The organism is Aquimarina rhodophyticola (genome assembly GCF_042434915.1).
Lineage (GTDB): Bacteria > Bacteroidota > Bacteroidia > Flavobacteriales > Flavobacteriaceae > Aquimarina.
This window is the reverse complement of record NZ_CP170198.1, coordinates 1,539,409-1,557,677: the sequence shown is the minus strand read 5'-3', so window position 1 is coordinate 1,557,677 and position 18,269 is coordinate 1,539,409. Positions and strand designations below refer to the sequence as shown.

Annotated in this window: 16 protein-coding genes; 14 read left to right on the top strand and 2 right to left on the bottom strand. The window is 30.7% G+C overall.

Translation table 11 applies throughout. The annotated features are described in order from the left end of the window. Positions 1–8 precede the first annotated feature (8 nt). From ACE939_RS06860 to ACE939_RS06795, 14 genes are all read left to right on the top strand, one after another. On the top strand, positions 9–482 hold the full coding sequence (locus ACE939_RS06860) for a hypothetical protein (protein ID WP_378188150.1): 474 nt from the start codon (positions 9–11) through the stop codon (positions 480–482). Continuing rightward, positions 469–1,038, top strand: a complete 570-nt coding sequence (locus ACE939_RS06855; protein WP_378188149.1) for a hypothetical protein — start codon at positions 469–471, stop codon at positions 1,036–1,038. Before ACE939_RS06860 ends, ACE939_RS06855 begins: the two co-directional genes overlap by 14 nt. Before the next feature lie 9 nt (positions 1,039–1,047). After that, complete coding sequence (locus tag ACE939_RS06850; RefSeq protein WP_378188147.1) at positions 1,048–1,959, top strand: hypothetical protein; 912 nt, start codon at positions 1,048–1,050, stop codon at positions 1,957–1,959. A 6-nt stretch (positions 1,960–1,965) separates the two neighbouring features. Further along, on the top strand, positions 1,966–2,247 hold the full coding sequence (locus ACE939_RS06845) for a hypothetical protein (protein ID WP_378188146.1): 282 nt from the start codon (positions 1,966–1,968) through the stop codon (positions 2,245–2,247). A 26-nt stretch (positions 2,248–2,273) separates the two neighbouring features. Beyond that, the gene (locus ACE939_RS06840; RefSeq protein WP_378188145.1) at positions 2,274–2,654 is read left to right on the top strand and encodes a hypothetical protein; all 381 of its coding nucleotides are present in this window, start codon (positions 2,274–2,276) and stop codon (positions 2,652–2,654) included. 130 nt (positions 2,655–2,784) lie between these two features. Further along, entirely contained in the window at positions 2,785–3,408 is a 624-nt protein-coding gene (locus tag ACE939_RS06835; protein WP_378188144.1) for a VirB8/TrbF family protein, read from the top strand. A 162-nt stretch (positions 3,409–3,570) separates the two neighbouring features. Further along, positions 3,571–4,230: a hypothetical protein gene (locus ACE939_RS06830; protein ID WP_378188143.1), complete on the top strand. Its 660-nt coding sequence runs from the start codon at positions 3,571–3,573 to the stop codon at positions 4,228–4,230. Positions 4,231–4,264: 34 nt separating this feature from the next. Then, positions 4,265–4,690, top strand: coding sequence for a PH domain-containing protein (locus ACE939_RS06825; protein WP_378188142.1), 426 nt, complete (start codon positions 4,265–4,267; stop codon positions 4,688–4,690). Between the two features lie 56 nt (positions 4,691–4,746). Next, positions 4,747–5,226, top strand: a complete 480-nt coding sequence (locus tag ACE939_RS06820) for a hypothetical protein (protein ID WP_378188141.1) — start codon at positions 4,747–4,749, stop codon at positions 5,224–5,226. Positions 5,227–5,401: 175 nt separating this feature from the next. Next, entirely contained in the window at positions 5,402–7,159 is a 1,758-nt protein-coding gene (locus ACE939_RS06815) for a leucine-rich repeat domain-containing protein (RefSeq protein WP_378188139.1), read from the top strand. Positions 7,160–7,300: 141 nt separating this feature from the next. After that, the gene (locus ACE939_RS06810) at positions 7,301–9,289 is read left to right on the top strand and encodes a leucine-rich repeat domain-containing protein (RefSeq protein WP_378188138.1); all 1,989 of its coding nucleotides are present in this window, start codon (positions 7,301–7,303) and stop codon (positions 9,287–9,289) included. A 227-nt stretch (positions 9,290–9,516) separates the two neighbouring features. After that, positions 9,517–11,496, top strand: a complete 1,980-nt coding sequence (locus ACE939_RS06805; RefSeq protein WP_378188137.1) for a leucine-rich repeat domain-containing protein — start codon at positions 9,517–9,519, stop codon at positions 11,494–11,496. Between the two features lie 224 nt (positions 11,497–11,720). Continuing rightward, on the top strand, positions 11,721–13,772 hold the full coding sequence (locus tag ACE939_RS06800) for a leucine-rich repeat domain-containing protein (RefSeq protein WP_378188136.1): 2,052 nt from the start codon (positions 11,721–11,723) through the stop codon (positions 13,770–13,772). A 224-nt stretch (positions 13,773–13,996) separates the two neighbouring features. Beyond that, positions 13,997–15,931, top strand: coding sequence for a leucine-rich repeat domain-containing protein (locus ACE939_RS06795; RefSeq protein WP_378188135.1), 1,935 nt, complete (start codon positions 13,997–13,999; stop codon positions 15,929–15,931). 168 nt (positions 15,932–16,099) lie between these two features. Here ACE939_RS06795 and ACE939_RS06790 read toward each other — a convergent pair whose 3' ends face one another. Further along, a complete protein-coding gene (locus tag ACE939_RS06790; protein ID WP_378188134.1) occupies positions 16,100–16,744 on the bottom strand; it encodes a hypothetical protein in 645 nt (214 codons plus the stop codon). 476 nt (positions 16,745–17,220) lie between these two features. Next, the gene (locus tag ACE939_RS06785; RefSeq protein WP_378188133.1) at positions 17,221–17,964 is read right to left on the bottom strand and encodes a LytR/AlgR family response regulator transcription factor; all 744 of its coding nucleotides are present in this window, start codon (positions 17,962–17,964) and stop codon (positions 17,221–17,223) included. Positions 17,965–18,269: the final 305 nt, after the last annotated feature.

Here is an 18,269-nt window from a genome sequence, read left to right as displayed (position 1 = left end):
CAATTAGAATGCCCCCCATAAAAACATATTTAAGAGATGAGTTATCTCAGGGCAACTATACAGCAATTAATAACTCTAACCGTTTGATGGGAATTTATGCAAGTGCTAATACGGCAGAGTCTTTACTTTTTACTTCTGTAATGGATATGCAACTTTTAGAATTAACGACATTATCTCCAGCTTGGATTACAAAGGGAGTTACTTTGCAAAATTTTGTATATGCACTTTCTCCAACGGGTACTAGTCCCACGTATGCTTATATAAAAAAAAGATATCCGATACTCAATTTAATTAATCCAGGAGATATTTTACGCAATAAAATAATAAGAACCCGCTATAGTATTAAACTGTTAAAAGAGCGCAATGCTATTGGGGATTATCTTAATCCTTTGAATCCGATACCAGAGGGAGAACGGATTTTATTAGTGTTAACATCCTTAGAAAAAGTAATCAAAATAACTATAAAAAATGAAACCTTTTAGACTGTTCGTATTGTGTTCTGTTTTATATGTAAATATAATGGTTGGGCAATCTATGTCGCATTCGATAGCTGATATAGTTGCCGCAGGTCAATACGGTGTAATATTAGGATTATTGACTAAAGAAAAACAATTAAAAGCTGAACAAGCTCGTCTAATTGCTCAACTCACTGTTAAAGAGAAAGAATATGCAAGAAATAGAAATCCAGCGACGAGTGTTCACAATCTTCTTTTTACGGGAGCTGTAAGTACTATGATGAGCACTATAGAAACTAAAATAGCCAAGATAAAATTGAATCTTGGGCTAAAGACTTATCGTATACGACATGGGTTAATACGCTATGAAGCTGAGTTAGTAAAGGAAGAAAAATATTTTAAAAAATTAAATCAAGAGAGAATACTGCTCAATAGTCAATTTATGTTGAGCGGGGGGGTAGGGCACAATTATACAGCATTACTCAAATTACTAAAACGGACTATTAATGTAAGAAACAGAATCTTACAAATTGATAAAAATGTGAAGTCATTAATGGCAGCTAGTTGGTTGTTAACAAAATAAATAAGATATATGGATTTATATGAATTGATAAAAACGTTGGAGCAGTCAATGTTTTCTGGAAATGTTGGAGGCGCCAATCTATTAGGAATAAATAAATATGTAGAGTACTTAACCACCTATGCGCATATGCTTGCAGCTATTATTATGATCATCTTTGTAGGATCCAAAGTGATTCTATATTTTGTAAATCCTTCAGGTAATTTTGACCCGTATGTACTCGTAAAGCCTATATTAATTTTGGCAGCAATCGCACTTTACCAACCGTTGGTGGAGTTCCTTTTGGTAAAACCTGTAAATATAATCACTCAAATTGTTGATCAAGGCGCATTATATGTGACTAATAACGGTAATATTGATAATCTCAATTCTACTTTTGAGGATAGTATGTCGCATATAGAAGACTCATCTACAAATGAAGATGGTACCGAGGGTGATGGGATCTACGCAATTACTAGTGTTAGTGAGAATCTAGAATTATTGCATTTAATTATTTATTTCGTAGCAACCTGTGTTACAGCTTTTATGCTGTTTAAGCAGCTCATCTATAAAGCGATCTATTTTATACTTGGCATTTTTGTACTTCCACTTTCCTTAGCTCCAGGCAATCAAGAAATTTTAAAAAAATGGTTTTATGGGTTTATATCTACACTATTATGGATACCCATAATTTCAATTTTAAAAGTGATTCTTGTTATTGTACAAAGAAATGCACAAGGAGGATTTGGTAATATTTTATTTTCGGTAGCTCTACAGTTAGTAATGATCATAACCATTCTTAGCGTTCCCAAATTCGCAAATCTATTAGTGAGCACGGGTAGCGATATCAGTACAAGTATAATGAGTTCGTATTCACTAAACAATATGGCAAGATCTGGTTTAAGAACTGTTGGTTCTATACCTAGAAGGTTCATGAAAAAATAATATACTATGATTTACAAAACACCCAAAGTACTAGAAAAAAAGCCAGTGATAGGAGGATTTGATCTCAAAACTATTGTCATTATAGCCGCTTGCTCACTTTTATTTTTATTTACTGTATTTACCTCTTTTTTGGGAGCCCTATTTTTTATAGCAGTAGCCATAAGTTATGTACAGATCAATAAAAAATATCCAGAAAAAGGACAATTAAAAACACTTTTAAAATATGGTTCTAGTATTAAATGCGTAACCATTAATCAACCTCTTAAAACAATAATTAGGAGACGATAAGAATTTGAAATAATCAAAACAACTATATGAAAACCACCAAATTTAACTTTATGAATTTTAGAAAGGTAGACGTAAAACGTCTTAAAGCACGAATCAGAACCTCCAAAATGCTATGTACATTAGCAATATTAGTGCTACACGTTGCACCAATTTTTGCGCAACAGGCAGATATTGAAACACGATTAAGCGAGTGGGGAGCTCAAATTAAAACCATTTTAAATGCAGTGGTAGGAATTTTTTCGATAGCCGGTGGATTTTTAATATTTATCCAATATATGCAAGGTAATGAGCAAGCGCAAAAGAACTTTATTCGGTTTATAATCGGACTAGCCATTTTTGGTTTAGTAGCATTAATAGCTAATTTGTTCTTACCAGGAGCTAATAATGATGTAGAGTGGGATGGGTAATTGAGTAAGCCATATCATACACAATTTGACAAGAATGCTGTTTGCACCTATAAAATGTATACGCATGCAGCATTCTTGAATTTTAAAATTAGCTATGCATTCTGCTAGTACAAATTAAAAATAAGAATTTATGGATTTAAAATCATTAAAAGATATACCGGCTAATTTTGCTTTGGCCAGACGAGCACTTTTATTTTGCTTAATCATGTCAATCACTATTTCTATTGGTAGTCTTATATGGGCCTATATAACCACCAATAATATTAAAAATTCTGCTTTTGTGTTGACAAAAGATGGTCAAGCAGCACTGTTACAAACAATTCCAATAGGAGCAATAGATGATTACCGTAAGCCAGAGATTATCAATCATGTAAAAATGTTTCACAAAGCTTTTTGGGAGATAGATCAATTTAATTATAAAAGAAAAATAGATAAGGCACTCTATCTATCTGGTAGATCAGGAAAACAACTTTTTAAAACCTTAGAGGCTAATGGACATTTTGCCAAAATATCAACCCAAAATTTAACGCAAAAGATAGAAATAGACTCCATTAAGGTTAATGATCAAGTTACACCCTATCAGGCTAAATTTTATGGAAAACTTAAAGTACTGAGAACAGACCAAAAATCCGAATCTATCAACGATATCAGAGCCAAATTTGTACTTTATAATGTAGCCAGAACCAATAAAAATCCTCACGGACTTTTAATCGAAAATTATCATTTGGAGTCCAAACCAGTTGTAATCAAATAAGTTTAGATTATTAAAAATACAAAAGCATAAGCGTTTGGTATTCAATAAATTTAGTACAATGTTTTGTGTTATGATGCAGATGAATTTACCGAGTTGCCTAGAAGCTAAGTTAACAAACAAAACAAATAGAATGTTAACACATATCGTTTTAATTATAAAATTATGGGATTTAGAGAATTTATACATCAAGTAGTATTAATAAATAAAGCCAAACAGGCCTTAGCTAGGATTACGAAGTCCACCGATGATATTTTACTACAGCAATTGGATGATCAACAAAAATTGAAAGGTTATAAACAAAATTATAAAGAGTTAGAAGGTCTTAATAATACTTTTCAAAATGAAAGAGAAAAATTTCTCAAAAAAAACAATTTAACCTTTAACAAAGATCAGTTTTCTGAAATTAGTACTAAAATCTCTAAAAAGACTGCTACAGTAGAAGAACAGGAGTATTATGATAAACTTTTTAAGGTCATGGAAAAGTTTCAAAATACTAAAATGGCTCCAATATTAAAAGAAATAAATAATTTAAAAGAACAGCTTGCACGCTCAATTAGTAATCTAGAAGATAGGTTAGTTTTAATAGAGAAAAGAAAGCAAAAAAATGTTGAGGGCTCCATATCAGGAACATCTTCACCATTGACCGAAAGGCAAATAAATGAAATATTAAATCCATCACCAGGTCGAGGAATTAACCAAAATAATAGCAGTCGCTCTCCTATGCCCACCAGCAACTATATGGGAGATTTAAATGCAAGTACGACGTTAAACAAAGAACCAAAACGTCCTAAAAAGCCTAAGAAAAAAGGACGAAGTCTGTAACAACCTAACATTTGTATCAAAAAATAATAAATCAATGCAAGAAGAAAAAACTATATGGCAGGGTACACCCTCGCAATGGGTCAATTTTATGTTCTATATATGCTGCATTCCATTATCCTTGGTATTTGGTTTGGGCATTTTATTTGCCTTTTGGAAATATCTGGACACCAAATATAATCAGTTGACCATAACTGATCAACGTATTATAGAGGAGCGCGGAATTTTGTCAAAAACTACCAAAGAGCTCGAAGTATATAGAATTAAAGACATAACACTTACAGAGCCTTTCCTATTAAGAATTTTTGGGTTATCAAACATTGTTCTAATCACAGCAGATATGGACACCCCCAAGCAAGTATTGATGGGACTAGAAACAGGATATATAATCAAAGAAAAGCTAAGAGTAGCTGTAGATATTCGCAGAGATCTTAAAGGAGTGCGAGAATTGGACTTAGCATAGCTACAGCATGTAACATTCTTATAAAAAGAAAAGTATTAAAATTTAAATAAAAAAATATGAACAAGAGTATTGAATCTATAAAAGATTTTTTTACAAAGGATAGCTTAACAACAGTAACCAAAAAGATTGATGAAGTAATTAATAAGAGTAGTAAGCTAGATGGTAAAGATCCTAAAAAAGTACAAGAATCAATAGCTGAATTGGAAGGACTTAATAGTAAGGTAATAGATTTAAAATTGAAAGAAGAAAATGCAAAATTAAATCAAATTGTAGGTAGTGGTAGTTTTGTAGAAAACCAAAAACAAGCCAGAAACCGAGAAAATAAGTTACTAGTTTTTTCGCCTTTAGAATATAAAGAAGTAGAGAACAAGTTGAGATCCGAAATAAATAGATTAAATAAACTAGTCGAAATAAAATATACAGTAAATCCACTTTTATCAGAACAAATAAAGGCTTTAGGTAGTAATGAAAAAGGACAACCACAAAAAGAAGCTAAACAAAGAAAACCACAAAAACCAAGACGACCTAAAAGATAAAATAAGGAATAAGTGTTTTGCAAAAACTTAACGTTCTTAATTTTTTTTAAAATATAGAGCATTCTATCTATAGCTTCGTCAAATTAAATGGTAAGCGGTTAGGTATAGTTTTAGCACTCATGTGGATAAAGATTCATCATATTTAAAATATCGATAACTATAACAAAAACATCATATGGCAACTCAATTAGAAAGAGCAAAACAATTTGTTGATGTAATGACTTTATTTAAAAGTAAAGAGTTAAATCTTGCTAGTTTCAACTTGCAAGATGAGGAACTAAAACAACTAATACAATATATCCATAGCAAGTTACCAGATCTTGAAAAGTTTTCTATTAAAAATAACCATACAATTACAAAAATACCACAAGAAATAAGTTTATTTAGCGAGTTAACTCAATTAGAACTAAAGAGTAATAGAAGTCTTATCCAACTACCTAATCAAATAGGAGATTTAAATAAACTGGTCGATCTAGACATTTCATTAAACACTTCATTAACTAATATTCCAGAGTCTATTGGTAGTTTAGAAAATTTAGAATCACTAAACTTAAGATTTAATAAAATAAATGTTTTGCCAGATACTATAGGTTTGTTAACAAATTTGCAATATTTGGGTTTAGATAATAATCAATTAACCATCTTACCAGAAAGTATTAATCGCTTAAATAGTCTAGAATCAATTGGTGTTAGAAGAAATCCCTTGAACGAAGAATCAATTCTATGGCTTAGATCGTTGCAAGGTACTAACGGGAACTTACAGATAAGTCATGATAATCAAGCGTCTTATGAGGATTATTCTATTGATACACTACCCACCCTATATCCCGAGGAACAGGATCGTACTCGGATAAAAGAAGCGTTAGAAAGTCTTTATACTAATAATACAGATAATACCTATAAAGATGGAGCAGGTAATCTATTATCAAGCAAACAAGTAATAACCGAGTTTTTAGGTAAAATACCTAGTAGGGGTACTGGTGGGTTACAGGAAATCTATCTTACAGCTGTAAAATCATTGTTAGATAAAGTCTTAGGGAGTGATCCAGATGTTGGAGAATTAACACTACAAGCAATAGCAACTTCATTAGGTAATTGTGCCACTCCAGTAAAGAGTTTTTTAATACAATATTATTTAGGCAACAATGACCAAAACAGAGATATAAATAGTCCTATAATAAATACGCTTATTGAGAGAGAAGCGTTAGAAGAAGCGGTTATAAAATCGTTTAGTAATGCACAAAGGGGAGCGAGAGGAGCAGAGTTTATTGAAAAAGTAAACGGCTATAGTAATCTTATATATTGTAAACATACTATGGATCATTTAACTATGCCTTTATACCATGAGCAAGCAAGAGACCTATATTTAGGATCTAAGAGCGCCTATCCTGAGTATGCGAATCGCAGGGCAACTGAAAATGTAGAGGAGACAAAAATATTCGCCCGTATTTGTTGCAAAACCGATGATCAAAACAATCTTATTGCAGGAAGCGATGGTAAATACATTGTGGATACTATTAAGTTAAAAGATATATCAGAAAGCTATTGTCGAAGTCGAGGTATTGCTACACTCATAGGTAGATGTCTTGATGATTTTGATGCAGAGTTTCAAAAGTATTTCAGGGATAAAGAAAATATACATGCACAAGAGCTAATATCTGATCACTATTTGAATCCCGAAGTAAAGGAGGCGATAGACGCTAACGCTTTTAGAAATACACTTAAGGGGGAATTGTTGAGTATGGACCCTAGTGATTACAAAGAACATACAGAAAATTTTTTTAATAGTTGTAAAGCTAGAATAGAAGGTATTGAAATACCTCAAGATCAAGAAGAAAATAGCGTGTCAAGAAGGTCGTCAACCACCAGTACAAATACGAGTACTAGACGAAGATCTAGACGAAGATCTAGACGAAGATCCAGAGGTATGTGAAAGTAACCAAGTATTTGCTTTATCAGTACTAGTTACAAAAACACAATATCCACTTTTTTTCTTAAATCAACCGCTTATAACTTAACGATCGTTAGTGTTATCGTATTCATTATAAATTTAATATCTTAAAACAACATTATAATGTCAATTAATTTAGAATATGCTAAAATAAAGGTGAATGAGGCCTATTCAAGGAACAGGAAAGAGTTGTTTCTCTTTAATTTCAATTTACAAAATGATGATTTAAAATACTTATTTGAATACATTCACGATAAAATTCCTGATCTCAAAGAGTTATCGATTAACTATTGTTCTAATATAACAAGAATACCAGAGCAAATAAGCTTGTTAAATGAATTGTCGTCATTGGTAATTAGTAATTTTGAAAACCTTACTGATTTGCCTGATGAAATTGGTCGGCTATCAAATCTGGTCAATCTAGAAATTGTTGATACTGAAAAATTAAAGGTTATTCCAGAAACTATAGGGGAGTTAGTCAATCTCGAGTCTCTAGAGTTGACAAATACCATTGTAGAAGTTCTACCCGAATCTCTAGGTAATCTGACTAAACTACAAAAATTACAATTGCATAATAATAAGCTTAAAGAGTTACCAGATACGATAGGCGATCTTCATAATCTTGTAAATTTAAAACTGGAGAGTAATGAAATAGAAGCTTTGCCTAATAATATAGGGGATTTAAGGGAGTTGAGAACTCTTGATTTACAAAATAATCAACTAGAAAGTATACCAGATTCGATATGTAATCTTGAAAACCTTAGGTTATTAAATTTAAGTTATAATTCTATTCAAACTCTGTCATCTGAGATAACAAGTTTACCCGAACTTACCATCCTAAATTCATTAGATGATGAATTGAGTCAAGGATTTAACATAACCGAAGATAGCGAATCGCTATACTCATTTTCATATAGAAGTCAAATTGATAATCCAATTGATATGGATGGTTTTTCAGTTACAACACCAGATGAAAATTCTCTGGTATTTAACGCTGCTACCTCTCTAGAGTTACTCTATCCCGAGGAACAGGATCATACTCGGATAAAAGTAGCGTTAGAAAGTCTTTATACTAATAATAAAGATAATAGCTATAAAGATGAAGAAGGTAATCTATTATCAACCAAACAAGTAATAGACGAATTTTTAGGTAAAATACCTAGTAGGGGTACTGGTGAGCTACAGGAAATCTATAATACAGCTACAAAATCATTGTTAGATAAAGTCTTAGGGAGTGATCCAGATGTTCGAGAATTAACGCTACAAGCAATGGCAACTTCATTAGGTAATTGTGCCACTCCGGTAAAGAGTTTTTTAATACAATATTATTTAGGTAACAATCAACAAAACAGAGATATAAATAGTCCTATAATGAATACGCTTATTGAGAGAGAAGCGTTAGAAGAAAAAATTAGAACAATAATAAACCAGCAATCGACAGATGGCGAATTCATTGAAAAAGTAAATGGCTACAGTAATTTTATATACGATGAAAATACTATAAATAATCAGGAATATGTTGTCCCAATAATTCAAGAAGGTGGTAGAAACAAGTATTTAGGATCTAAGAGCGCCTATCCTGAGTATGCGAATCGCAGGGCAACTGAAAATGAAGATGAGATAAAAATATTCGCCCGTATTTGTTGCAAAACCGATGATCAAAATAATCTTATTGAAAGAGAGGATGGTAAATACATTGTGGATACTATTAAGTTAAAAGATATATCAGAAAGCTATTGTCGAAGTCGAGGTATTGCTACACTCATAGGTAGATGTCTTGATGATTTTGATGCAGAGTTTCAAAAGTATTTCAGGGATAAAAAAAATATACATGCACAAGAGCTAATATCTGATCACTATTTGAATCCCGAAGTAATGGAGGCGATAGACGCTAACGCTTTTAGGAATACACTTAAGGGGGAATTGTTGAGTATGGACCCTAGTGATTACAAAGAACATACAGAAATTTTTTTTAATAGTTGTAAAGCTAGAATAGAAGGTATTGAAATACCTCAAGATCAAGAAGAAAATAGCGTGTCAAGAAGGTCGTCAACCACCAGTACAACTACGAGTACTAGGCCAAGATCTAGACGAAGTTCAAGAGGTATGTAAAACAACGACAGCTTGCTGTTTATAAGTATGCCCAGCGAAGAGGTTATTGTATCGGTACGATATCAATAGTATAACTGTACGTTATATAGTTGATTATTTTTTGATTTGTATTAAAAATCTAAAAGATGTACCTAACCTATACTTGAATTCTTATTTAGCTAAACTTCTTAGTACGATACTAACAAATGTTTACTTACAACAATGATATTAACCTAAAAAAATAGAGCATGAGCACTTTATTAGAAAATGCTAAACTTCTGGTAACAGAGGCAAAAAATAATGGGGACAAAGAATTATCTCTACAGCATACATTAATTTCTCCTACAGAGAAAACATCTTTTTTGAAAAAGCCTAAGAAGACATTAAGCAATACAGAGTTAAGGGATTTGCTAATTCATATAAATAAAGAAATTCCAGATCTTAAAAAATTAACCATTAATGCTATAGGTAGCCCAATTATACCCAAAGAAATAGGGTTGCTAAAAGAGCTTAAATACCTTGACATATCAGAGAATCCTAATTTAAAAAAAATTTCTGATACAATCCAAAACTTAGAGCATTTAGAAAGTCTAGACCTTTCTAAAACTAAACTTTCAAAATTACCAAAGAGTGTCACAAAGTTATCCAAGCTACGTAAACTATATATTGTTGATTGTAAATTAAATACATTACCTAAACAAATAGGGAATCTTAAGGAGCTTAGATCCTTATTGGTATATAAAAATAAAATTAAAGCGCTACCTAGTTCTATAGGTTCTTTGACAAATTTGAAAGTGTTGAACGCTAGAAATAATAGATTAAGAGAAGTGCCAGACGCCATTGGAAACCTCAAAAATATTGAAATTTTATTATTATCGGATAATCTAATAAAGAAAATACCCAATGTGATTCACAAATTGGATCATCTCAAAAAGCTTACATTAGATGATAACTGGCTACAAACCTTACCATCAAGATTTAGTATTCCAAACTCTTTACAACATTTATCGTTGGATTTTAACTTCTTAAACCGAGAAGCAATTAATCAGATTAATAATTTGAGGACAAGTTCTAACACAGAAATAATTTATACAGATAGACGAGGATTAAGTAGGCTCAGAGAAAATATTGAGATAATTTTTGTCAATGACGAAAAGATTAACAAGATATATGGAACTTTTTATAGAAGGTTTAATCGTAAAAAAGTCTATTTGAATGGCAGAAATGAAAAGATTTCTGACGAACAGGTAGTAATGCAATTTATAAAAAATTTACCACTACAAAGTACTGGCGATTTACAGGAAATGTATATTGACTCGGCTAGATCCTTAATAGAAGAGCTCATAAATAAGAAGACAGAAAAGGATACACTCGCAAAGATTGCAACCGCATTGGGTGATTGTGCAACTCCTGTCGTGAACTTTTTAATACAGCATCACATTGGTGTTGCATCAAATGATGGCATTATGAGTACTACCTTGAATAATCTTTTAGAAAGAGAGGCTTTAGAAAAATCGCTTACAATAGCACTTGGAGGTCAAGGCAACAATACCAAAGAATTTATAGAAAAAGTCAATGGTTTTGTCAATTTTATCTACGCTCCAGATGAGACTAGAAATGCTATTGTAGGTATCCATAATTATATTTTACCGATATATCAAGAAAATCCTAGGCACACTATAGATTCAAAAACTAGTAATTATGAATATGCATATTTAATGGCAAAACAGCATCCCGCAGATATGGAAAAATTCGCCGAAATTTGTTGCAAGGTGGATGATACCAATACGTTAATTGTAAATGATTACGGCCAGTATATTGTAGATCCCATAAAATTGATAGTACTAAAAGAAAAGTATTGTCAAAATCTTGGAATTACAACCCCAATAGGTAGTTGTATTAACAACTTTGAGACAGGGTTTAATGATCTTTTATCTACTAATGAAAAGGCCCAAAATCTTATTTGTACACAATATGATAACCCCGAGGTATCAGCTGCGATAGATACTAATACATTAAAAAACACACTTAGGATTGCATTGTTAAGCGAGGATCCTAGTAATTATGAGGAACATACAAATGAATTTGTTCAACAGTGTAAAGATAGAATAATGGGTATAGAAGTGATTGATAATCAAAAAGAAGATAGTATATCCATAAAATCAACTACCATTAATACAACTAAGAGTTCTAGACGAAGGTCCCGAACTCGTTCTAGAGGTGTCTAAAACAGTAAAAGCGTACTGTGTATAATTACCCTCACGGTTGGGAGTATTTACGCTTCCAATATCAGAAACAAAAAAAGTTTAATACTAAGTATCTGGTTCTATTGATTAACTCAAAAGACTATTTATAATCGATAGCATCAACATATTAGTTCTAATTAGAATATTTAATAGTAATAATGCTCGCCATTGTTAATACAATGAAGGTGAAAATAAAATAAAGAAAAATGGGAAATATCTTTAATCGAAAGGACGAAGCCTTAGAAAACGCAAAAAAATATGTGCATCAGGTTGCTAGAGAAAATGGCAAAGAATTAATTTTTACTGAGGATTATTTTGATAACCAAACAAAAAAATTAAATGATAAGAGCTTAATAAGTTTAATTAAATATATTAATAAAAAAATTCCAGACCTTAAGGTGTTAAGTTTAGAATGTTTAAGTGAAATTACAAAAATCCCTGAAGAAATAGGAGAGTTACATCAGGTTCAAAGGTTAATTATAAAAGAGAACCCTAAATTAACGACTATTACGGAAACAATTTTTAACCTATCAAATTTAGAATTTTTAGATTTAAATGATAATGAATTAAAACGTTTACCAGAAACGATAGGTAACCTTGATAAGCTTAAAGAATTATATATAGGACGAAATAAAATAGAGAATTTGCCTAGTAGTATTGGAGATTTATCAAATTTAGAAATTTTATATTTAAATGGGAATGAATTAAAACGTTTACCAGAAACGATAGGTAAACTGGATAACCTTAAAAATTTTAAACTGGTATTTAATAAAATAGAGAATTTGCCTAGTAGTATTGGAGATTTATCAAATTTAGAAATTTTAGATTTAAGCTCTAATTCATTAGCGACCTTGCCAGAAACAATAGGTAACCTTAATAAACTTATAAATTTTGAATTAGGTGCTAATTTCTTACAAGCTCTGCCAGATACAATAGGATCACTCACAAATCTAGAATATTTGGGTTTAAATTTTAATGAATTAACCGTCTTACCAGAAAGTATTAGTGGATTGAACAATCTAAACATGATTGGTGTAAGAGGAAATCCCTTGTCTGAAGAATCAATGGTATGGCTCAGATGGTTAGAGAACGCCTCCAGTATTTTAAATGTAATAATGAGTAATCAAATCTCTAACAAGAATTATATTGCTGAGACCCTAGTCATTCTATATCCTCAGGAAGAAGAGCGTAATCGGATAAAAGAAGCTTTAGAACGTCTTTATAGCAACAATACAACTAGTAACTATATTAATGGAGTAGGTAATGAGTTATTAAACAAACAAGTAATAAACGAATTTTTACAAAAAGCATCTAGTGGAGGTAAGGGTGAGCTACAGGAAATCTATAATACAGTTGCAAAATCATTGTTAGATAAGGTTTTAGGGAGTGATCAAAATGTTAGAGAATTAACGCTACAAGCAATGGCAACTTCATTAGGTAATTGTGCCACTCCAGTAAAGAGTTTTTTAATACAATATTATTTATATAACAATAACCAAAATAATGTTATAAATAGTACTATAATGAATACGCTTATTGAGAGAGAAGCGTTAGAAGAAAAAATTAGAACAATAATAAACCAGCAATCGACAGATGGCGAATTCATTGAAAAAATAAATGGCCTCATTAATTTAATATACGATAAAAAGACTATAGAAAATCAGAAATATGATGTCCCAATACTTCAAGAAGGTGGTAGACAAACATACTTAGAATCTAAGAGCGCCTATCCTGAGTATGCGAATCGCAGGGCAACTGAAAATGAAGATGAGATAAAAATATTCGCCCGTATTTGTTGCAAGACCGATGATCAGAACAATCTTATTGCAGGAGAGGATGGTAAATACATCGTAGATACTATTAAGTTAAAAAATATAGCAGAAAGCTATTGTCAAAGTCAAGGTATTGCTACACCCATAGGTAGATGTCTTGATGATTTTGAAAGAGATTTTTTAAACTACATTACAAAGGATGAATTATCCCAAACGATTGCTGCAGATTTTTATGATAATATTGAAGCCATGAAAACTCTTAATATAGAAATGTTGAAGGATAGTCTTATGCGCAAACTTGTGAAAGTAACGACTGATGATTATAATACTGTTATGGATACATTTAAACGAGAAGCCAAACAGTCTATACAAGTTTTTAGCTATTTAGACAATACGAAAAATTCTACTCAGTCCACTATGCATTCACCAAGCAATTCAACTCCGAGTACCAAAAGAAGATCTAGACGAAGATCAAGAGGTATGTAAAACAGTAAAAACGTACTGTTTATAATCGCGCTCAAGGATAAGAGTACTTATGTTTCCAATATTAGAAATAAAAAAAGTTTAATACTAAGTATCTGGTTCTATTGATTAACTCAAAAGACTATTTATAATCGATAGCTTCAACATATTAGTTCTAATTAGAATATTTAATAGTAATAACGCTCGCCATTGTTTATACAATGAAGGTGAAAATAAAATAAAAAAAAATGGGAAATATCTTAAGTCTAAAGGACGAAGTCTTAGAAAATGCAAAAAAGTATGTGCATCAGGTTGCTAGAGAAAATGGTAAATCATTAAAATTTTTTGGTCTTGACCTAAAGGATAAGGGTTTAAAAAAATTAATAGTATATATCAACAAGGAAATTCCAGACCTAAAAGAGTTTACTTTAGAAGATTCGTTTAAAATAACCAAAATCCCTAAGGAGTTGGGTTCATTGCAAGAGTTGACAAAATTAAAGATTAGTAACAATAAAGTACTTAGTTCTATTCCTAATGAAATTGAAAATTTAAAACATCTAACGAGTATAGAATTAAGTCATAATATATTAACTGGATTACCTGATGGTATAGGTAAACTTAGTAATCTTAAATCTTTAAATTTAACTGCCAATAAGTTAGTTGCTTTACCCGATAATTTTACAGCATTAGTACACCTAAAAGAGATAAATTTACACCTGAATAGATTAAATAGTTTACCAAATATGAGTTCTTTTGGAGAACTCATAGCTTTAAATGTAAAAAATAATCAAATCAATTCTTTACCAGATAGTATAGGAGATTTATCAAACCTTAAGAATTTGGATATTTCGGGAAACCAAATAACTGCAATACCTGAGAGTATTGGTAAACTTTCTAATTTGCAACATCTTAAATTGTCTTTTAATAGATTAACAAGTCTACCAGAAAATATACGTCAATTAGAGTCTCTAGAAGTAATTGAGCGTGCAGGAAACCCTTTAGATCAACATACCTTAAGCTGGATACAAGATCTTAGTACTAGTGCTGTTGTAACAAATAACTTAGTAATTAGAGCGTTGACTGTAGATCAGGCTTTGACTGTACTTTATCCAACAGAAGAAGAACGCAACCAAATAAAAAATGGATTAACAAGTCTTTATACTTCTGATAAGAGATATAAAGATGCAAAGAATAATGAATTGTCTACTGAGAAAGTAATTTCAAATTTCATTGAATTTAGTCCATTATCAACTGAAGAAAATCCAAGTGAGCTTCAAGAAATATACAGAAAAAACGTAAAAGAAATATTAAATAAAGTTCTGGATAATACAGAAGGTAGGAGTGAAATAGAATTACAGACCATAACTACTTCTTTAGGTCACTGTGCGACTCCAGTAACTAGTTTATTAATACAAAATCATATAGGAATACATGCCAAAAATGGCAAAATGGATTCTTTTTTAGAGTGCCTGTTAGAGAGAGAAGCTTTAGAAAAGTCACTTATAAAAAAGTTTAGTAGTCAAGAAGCCAATACAACTGAATTTATAGAAAAAATTAGCGGTCTTGTCAATTTTATATATGCTCCTGTAGCTACTAAAGATCAGGTGAAGAATATTAGGAAGAATTATAGTTCTCCTTTTTTACAAGAGGAACCCAGAACTCCTTTAGAATCAAAATCTATCAGTTTAGAGTTTGCCTATAATATGGTACGGGATGACCAAAATGCAATTCTAGCTCTTGCTAATATTTGTTGTAAAAAAGATAATAATGATATTTTAATAAAAAGTGATGACAATAAGTATATAGTGGATCCTGTAAAGTTAATGGTATTGAGAGAAGAACATTGTCAAAGTTTAGCTATTGAGACTGATATAAGCCGTAATATCAATAATTTTGAAAGTGAGTTTAAAAACTATTTAGAGAATGATCCGAAAGCCAAAGAACTTTCTGTAACATATTATGATCGTAGCGATGTCTTAAGAGTTATTGATACGCAAGCTTTAAAGAATAATCTTAGAACCACACTTTTTAACGAAGCAGTCGAAAATTATGATAATGTTACACATGCATTCATAGAACAATCTAAAAGCAATATCGCAGCTACTTTAACATCTATTAAACAGCAAAACTCTAATAAAAATCCAAAAAGGAGGTCCCGAAGCCCTCGCGGAAGAGGTGTTTAGAATTAAATAATACAATGAATTAATTTTTTAACCAAAGATTCAAGAATTTATACAGTTTATAAGATACTGCTTATAAAGAGGGTGCAACATATCTTAAGTTGCATCCTCTTGTATAACAAAGATGGTTTGTGTATGATCCCGTAATATGATGATAAACAAGTCTTTAATTTACATTCCGTGTTTGCGTTGTTTTTTTTTATCAAGCACCTTAGAAGTTTTTTCTTTAACATTTTTATCATTTTGTGATTCTCCTAAAGAAAATGCAAGGTTTACAAAACCTTTTAGTTGCTCACTAGTAAACTTTGCCTTATTCTTTTGAGCGGTTTCTTTTTTAGTAGGTTTTAATTGAGGTTTAATTGATTTAAAATCTACCGTTTCAGTACTCATAAGTTGCTTTTCATTCATCGTCTTAGCAATCTTTTTCAGATTAGGGTATTTAGTTATAGCTTGTGCTAATTTATTCAATTTTATATCAGTATTTGCTACTTTAAATTTATGACGTGAGACATGAAGAATATCATTACCAATAGTTTCTACATTAACATAAGAACTGTTTAAACTTTTAGCTTCAGTAAACGTATATTTGTTTTCATGAAGTTTTACCCATCGATTTTCTAATTTGTATTCATCGGATATAAAGACATTGGATCTGCCAACATTATCTTCAACTTCATGTGCTTGAGTTATATGACCAAATATGTGCGAACCTTGGCTATCCGTTTTTAAAAAGTAAACTGTAGGATTATTATCGATGTCTCCTGTGTACCCAATAATGTTTGATTTTTTATAAAATAAATTTAAGTGTTCTTCCATAATTAATAGTTAAGGGAATGTAAGATTATTAGTTTTTAATATATTTATAAAATACGTACGTGCTATATATAGGATATTCTACTTCGTTTATCAGGAAGTATTCACAAGTAAAACAATTAAAATCAATATTAGTTGGCGATGATACGAATGAAATTAATTAGGTAATCATAATTTTAAACGTTGACCATTTATTTCTCAGAATACTCTAAATATAAACTGTCCTGTATAAAATGGGAGGAGGTCAATTCAAATAAATAATAATCTAGAAATAGAAAACTCCAGAACCAGAAGAAGTTCAACCACAGATTTATGAAAAAAATCAGGAAGATCAAGAAGAATGTAGTATAACCAAAGCAAAATTTTTGTACTCAACGAGTTGTTAACGAGATACACATTATTTCGAAAAAAAATAAAAATGATATAAACGGTCAGTTACAAAACTTTAACGTTAAACAAACTGACCGTTTTATAAAATGCTAAATACCCAGATATTGGTAAAGAGACTCTCGCTTTCTTTTAGAAATTGGTAAGAATTGTTTATTTGGTATTTCTAGATATATACCATCTTTTTTCTGAATATTTATCGCATATTTAATATTAGCAATATAAGAGTGATGTATTCTAAAGAAGGAATCATCGGATAACAATTTTTCATACTCACCTAAGTTTTTACTCGATAATAGATCACCTTTTTTTGTGGTGTGAAAAAGAGTATATTTCCCTTCAGATTTGAGGTATATAATTTCATTAACCGGAATTAAATCTACCTTATGAGTATTAGAAATTGCAATAATTTCTAAAGGTTTTTTGCTAGATTGAAATCCTTGAGAAATATTGGCATCTTTTAATAGTATGTTTTTAATAGCTTTATCAATAGCTTTAGTGATAGCATTAGATGTAACAGGAACAATAACAAAATCTGTAGCTCCATATTCAAAAGCATTTAGCGCATACTTTTCTGTATGAGATAAGATGATAAGTTCTCTTTCATTAGCATAATGCATAAAAGAAGAAAGACTTTCAAAAGTACATTCATTTTCTAGCATTACATTTAAAATAATGATATCGTAATCATCCTTTTTAATATTTTCTTTGGCATCTCTCAAAGTAGTTGCAGTACTAGAGATAACAATATTGTCGTATTTTTTAAGTAAAGTTTGATCTAGTAAAGCGGCGTGTTCAGGATTATTATCAATAATAATTGTACGTATCTGTTTCATTTTATTAGGGGTATGATTAGTTTTAAGATGTTTTAAATATTCTGGAAAAATCTATTATCAGTAATTTACAATTTTATAACATAGAAATTAATTGATAAACTTTTTTAAAGAATTTTTGAGCAGTACTTCAGTGTTTAATAGCTAGGAATAGTGAAATAAGCAAATCAGAATATCTAGAAATTTCATTTTGTTAAGCATATATGAATTATCAAAATTAATTATTTAATACAGTTAACCATTTTTTTTACAAGTATATAAGATTATTTGATATAAGCTACATTTTGTCTTGATTATTTTGTATTGAA

Coding starts and splice junctions, on each gene's coding strand:
- ACE939_RS06785 (WP_378188133.1), bottom strand. CDS start 17,964: ATGAAACAGATACGTACAATTATTATTGATAATAATCCTGAACACGCC.
- ACE939_RS06860 (WP_378188150.1), top strand. CDS start 9: ATGCCCCCCATAAAAACATATTTAAGAGATGAGTTATCTCAGGGCAAC.
- ACE939_RS06830 (WP_378188143.1), top strand. CDS start 3,571: ATGGGATTTAGAGAATTTATACATCAAGTAGTATTAATAAATAAAGCC.
- ACE939_RS06805 (WP_378188137.1), top strand. CDS start 9,517: ATGAGCACTTTATTAGAAAATGCTAAACTTCTGGTAACAGAGGCAAAA.
- ACE939_RS06820 (WP_378188141.1), top strand. CDS start 4,747: ATGAACAAGAGTATTGAATCTATAAAAGATTTTTTTACAAAGGATAGC.
- ACE939_RS06840 (WP_378188145.1), top strand. CDS start 2,274: ATGAAAACCACCAAATTTAACTTTATGAATTTTAGAAAGGTAGACGTA.
- ACE939_RS06790 (WP_378188134.1), bottom strand. CDS start 16,744: ATGGAAGAACACTTAAATTTATTTTATAAAAAATCAAACATTATTGGG.
- ACE939_RS06800 (WP_378188136.1), top strand. CDS start 11,721: ATGGGAAATATCTTTAATCGAAAGGACGAAGCCTTAGAAAACGCAAAA.
- ACE939_RS06845 (WP_378188146.1), top strand. CDS start 1,966: ATGATTTACAAAACACCCAAAGTACTAGAAAAAAAGCCAGTGATAGGA.
- ACE939_RS06835 (WP_378188144.1), top strand. CDS start 2,785: ATGGATTTAAAATCATTAAAAGATATACCGGCTAATTTTGCTTTGGCC.
- ACE939_RS06850 (WP_378188147.1), top strand. CDS start 1,048: ATGGATTTATATGAATTGATAAAAACGTTGGAGCAGTCAATGTTTTCT.
- ACE939_RS06815 (WP_378188139.1), top strand. CDS start 5,402: ATGGCAACTCAATTAGAAAGAGCAAAACAATTTGTTGATGTAATGACT.
- ACE939_RS06825 (WP_378188142.1), top strand. CDS start 4,265: ATGCAAGAAGAAAAAACTATATGGCAGGGTACACCCTCGCAATGGGTC.
- ACE939_RS06795 (WP_378188135.1), top strand. CDS start 13,997: ATGGGAAATATCTTAAGTCTAAAGGACGAAGTCTTAGAAAATGCAAAA.
- ACE939_RS06855 (WP_378188149.1), top strand. CDS start 469: ATGAAACCTTTTAGACTGTTCGTATTGTGTTCTGTTTTATATGTAAAT.
- ACE939_RS06810 (WP_378188138.1), top strand. CDS start 7,301: ATGTCAATTAATTTAGAATATGCTAAAATAAAGGTGAATGAGGCCTAT.